4 protein-coding genes are annotated in these 3,400 nt (G+C 40.1%); all 4 read left to right on the top strand.

The features are described from left to right. On the top strand, positions 1 to 262 hold a 262-nt coding region (locus VE944_RS06800; RefSeq protein ID WP_324974174.1), incomplete at its 5' end, for an iron uptake porin. A 429-nt stretch (positions 263 to 691) separates the two neighbouring features. Continuing rightward, the gene (locus VE944_RS06795) at positions 692 to 1,090 is read left to right on the top strand and encodes a hypothetical protein (protein ID WP_324974171.1); all 399 of its coding nucleotides are present in this window, start codon (positions 692 to 694) and stop codon (positions 1,088 to 1,090) included. Between the two features lie 18 nt (positions 1,091 to 1,108). Continuing rightward, entirely contained in the window at positions 1,109 to 2,671 is a 1,563-nt protein-coding gene (locus VE944_RS06790; protein ID WP_324974167.1) for a caspase, EACC1-associated type, read from the top strand. A 417-nt stretch (positions 2,672 to 3,088) separates the two neighbouring features. Further along, the coding region (locus VE944_RS06785) for an NADAR family protein (protein WP_324974164.1) at positions 3,089 to 3,400 on the top strand (312 nt) is incomplete at its 3' end.

Raw genomic sequence — 3,400 nt, 5'->3', positions numbered from 1 at the left:
TGGGGCGATCGGTATGTCGTTTCCTGATGTGGGGGGTGAGGGTAACTTGCCGGGAATTCTCTTTGGTATACCGCCGCGTGTCTCTAACAGTGATGTCCGTCAAGACCGAGACAATGCTTACCATATCGAAGCATTCTATCGCTACCGCCTGAACGATAATATCTCAGTTACTCCTGGTTTTTGGGTGATTCTCAACCCGGAAAACGACAGCAGGAATGATACGCAGTATGTGGGTGTGATTCGCACAACCTTCGATTTTTAACCGAATGTGAATGGTTTACTTCATTAACAGAGTGCAAGTCATTAGTGCATTTGTCCTTGGTCATTAGTACCAATGACAAATGCACTAATGAGAAAGCATTTAGATAAAATGATCAAGCAAACCCCAGTTTGCTTATTAAAATTTACTTAATCTATTAGAACCTATTCTATTTACCTTTTTGGAACGTTAAGGGCGAATCGAGGCTATCTATTGTAGTGATATGAACCTAGACAATTGCAGCAGCCAATGTCTCAGGACAATACACTTCGTCTCTATGCGGCAGAGTTTGAGCAAGTAGAGGCAAATGCGTGATAATGTAGCATTAGAGACTTCTACCACAGTGCGCTTTTGAATGATGATGAGATTGTTGTGGCTCACATATTCATATAAGCTGGTTAACAACTCAAATGTGCTAGATGGGAAGAATGTATGGAAAATATACAAGTGTTGCTTGACTTCTCTCAGTTTGATTCTCAACTTTCTCCAGAACGCTTGGAAGACATAACAAGTAGTGTGGCTGATGAGATTCGTGGTGAATTGGTGAATAAAGTTGAGTTAGTTAGGGAGAATCAAATTCCAGAGTTAGGCAAACCAGCTCTTGCCGGATTTATATTAGGTTTGCTTAACACAGAAGTAAATGCAGGTAGCATTAAAGCTTTACTAAACTATTTAGGTGAACGTTTCTATGGAAAGACCCTGAAGCTGGAGTGGGAGGATAAAGAAGCAGGAACCAGAATTGTTATGGAATATCAAAATGAAAAGCAATTAGAGCAGCAACTTCAAGCAGTTGAAAGATTATCTAAATTGAAAATATCTGTTGTGGATTAATAGTTTAGTAGGTAGCAGATGGCTAAAGTTGCGTTGCTTATTGGTGTTGGTGAATACTTCGAAGGTTCAGGTTTTAAATCATTACCAGCTCCTCCTAAAGATGTAGCAGCTATGAAACGGGTGCTAGAACATCCAGAGATGGGTGGTTTTGATGAAGTAGCCGTTTTAGTCAATCCAACTCAATCTGAAATGGCAATAAAGATTGAAACTTGGCTTATGGAACGAAAATCAGATGATTTGGCTGTCCTGTTTTACTCAGGACACGGAGCCAAGAATGAACGACGAGAGCTTTACTTTTCAGCAAAAGATACTCGTAAGCTAAGAGAAAAGTTGATTCAAGCTACAGCTGTTTCTGCTGAATCAGTTAATAAATGGATTCAAGATAGTTATGTAACTCGCTTTGTTCTTTTTCTCGATTGCTGTTTTAGTGGTGCTTTTGGAAATTTGCTACTTAGAGACGATAGTTCCGTTGCTACTGAACTTGAGAATCAGCTTGGTGCTGAAGGAAGAGTTGTATTGGCTTCTTCAAGCTCCCTTCAATATTCTTTTGAAGAGCAGGGTATAGACCTCTCAATTTACACCCGCTATATAGTCGAAGGAATAGAAACTGGAGCTGCTGACTCGGATAACGACGGCAAAATCTCAATAAAAGAGTTACATGAATATGCTAGTGAGAGAGTTTATGCAGCTAATAAAAATATGACTCCACGCATAATCACTCTTAAAGATCAAGGGTTCGATATAGTTTTAGCAAAATCACCTAAAAATGATCCTAAATTGCAATATCGCAAGGAAGTTGAGCATTGGGCAAAACAAGAAGCTGAACGATGGATAGAGCGAAGGAATATTAAATTTTCGGTTCCTACTCGTAAACTACTTAACCTTAAGCAGCTTCAATTAAGCATCTCTGTACCAGACGCACAAATAATTGAAGCTGAAGTTTTACAACCTTTTCAAGATTATGAGCGGCAATTGCAAGAATATGAGGATACTCTAGTTGAGACACTGAGTGCAGAAGGCTACCCATTTAATCGGACTATTGAAGAAGCTCTGAAGGCTTATCAGGCATCATTGGCTCTCAAACCTGAGAATATCGACGTTATAAAAAGACGGGTACTGCCTGTAGAAAGGATTGAGCCAGAGATTAAACGTCAGGAATCACAAAAGTTACACCAAGATCAAACTAATGCAGCAACAGAAAGTGCCACTGTTCTTTGGGTTGATGATCGCCCAAATAATAATATTCATGAACGGCTAGCATTGGAAGCATTGGGAATCAATTTTGTCCTGGCAGTCTCTACTGAAGAGGCACTAGAGAAGCTCAATCGACAAAAATTTGATGCAATTATCTCAGATATGGGACGGCCACCTGATGCACAAGCTGGTTATACGCTCCTAGACAAGTTACGTTCTAGTGGAAATCAAACACCGTTTGTCATTTATGCTGGTTCAAAAACTCCAGAACATGTAGCAGAATCGCGACGTAGAGGGGCTATTGGATGTACTAATCATGCACCTGAACTGTTTGAAATGCTTTTATCCGCAGTTGATCACTGTAAACATTCTACGGCGGATGCTTGAGCTTAACTAGAACTTCAGTAGTTGTAAGCAGTAAACATTTGCCTGCACGAATGTAAACCTGAATTCTGCTATTAGTGCAAGTTTACAGAGAATTCCTATTAACCCAAACCCATTTGAAGCCCAATATCAAATGTTGCAGCGTAGCCAAGGCTTGTTCTAATTAGCTTGAGCAACATTTGTTCGCCACCATCTTGAAAAATCCCGTCTCCAGGTCAAACAGCATTTACCCTCACCTTACTGATGAAGTTACAGAATTGAGCGATCACTCGGTAAAAATTTGAGAATGTTTATAAGCCGTTAGGAAGAATCCCCAGTGATATGAACCAAGAGAAAATCTGTTTGATAAGCTCAATTTTTGGTTGCGAGTGCGATCTTTCAGCTACCCTAAAATTGAATATATAAAAGAGCAATTTTAAAATGACCATTTACTTTTATAAGGTTTGGCAGCCTTATGGCTGTTTTTCTAACTTTTCTCCCCACGGAATCCATATCCAGGGTACTTACTGGCCAACGGTTGAGCATTATTATCAAGCGCAAAAGTTTGTTAGCAGCACAGATGCGGCAATTATACCCGTCATCCATACTGCCGCTACCCCAGAAGAAGCTGCCGCGTTGGGAAGATGTAGCTCTCGCCAACTCCGTCGAGACTGGGATTTGGTCAAAACTGAAATTATGCGAGAAGCTGTCCTCAAAAAGTTTATCACTCATATTGATATTAGAGAAGTTCTC

Origin of the sequence: Nostoc sp., from assembly GCF_035638895.1 — a bacterium.
GTDB lineage: Bacteria > Cyanobacteriota > Cyanobacteriia > Cyanobacteriales > Nostocaceae > Nostoc.
The sequence above is the reverse complement of the archived record's forward strand: the minus strand, read 5'-3'. Positions and strand labels throughout refer to the sequence as shown.

Excerpts from the sequence above, each read along its gene's own strand:
- VE944_RS06790 (WP_324974167.1), top strand. The coding sequence starts at position 1,109 with ATGGCTAAAGTTGCGTTGCTTATTGGTGTTGGTGAATACTTCGAAGGT.
- VE944_RS06795 (WP_324974171.1), top strand. The coding sequence starts at position 692 with ATGGAAAATATACAAGTGTTGCTTGACTTCTCTCAGTTTGATTCTCAA.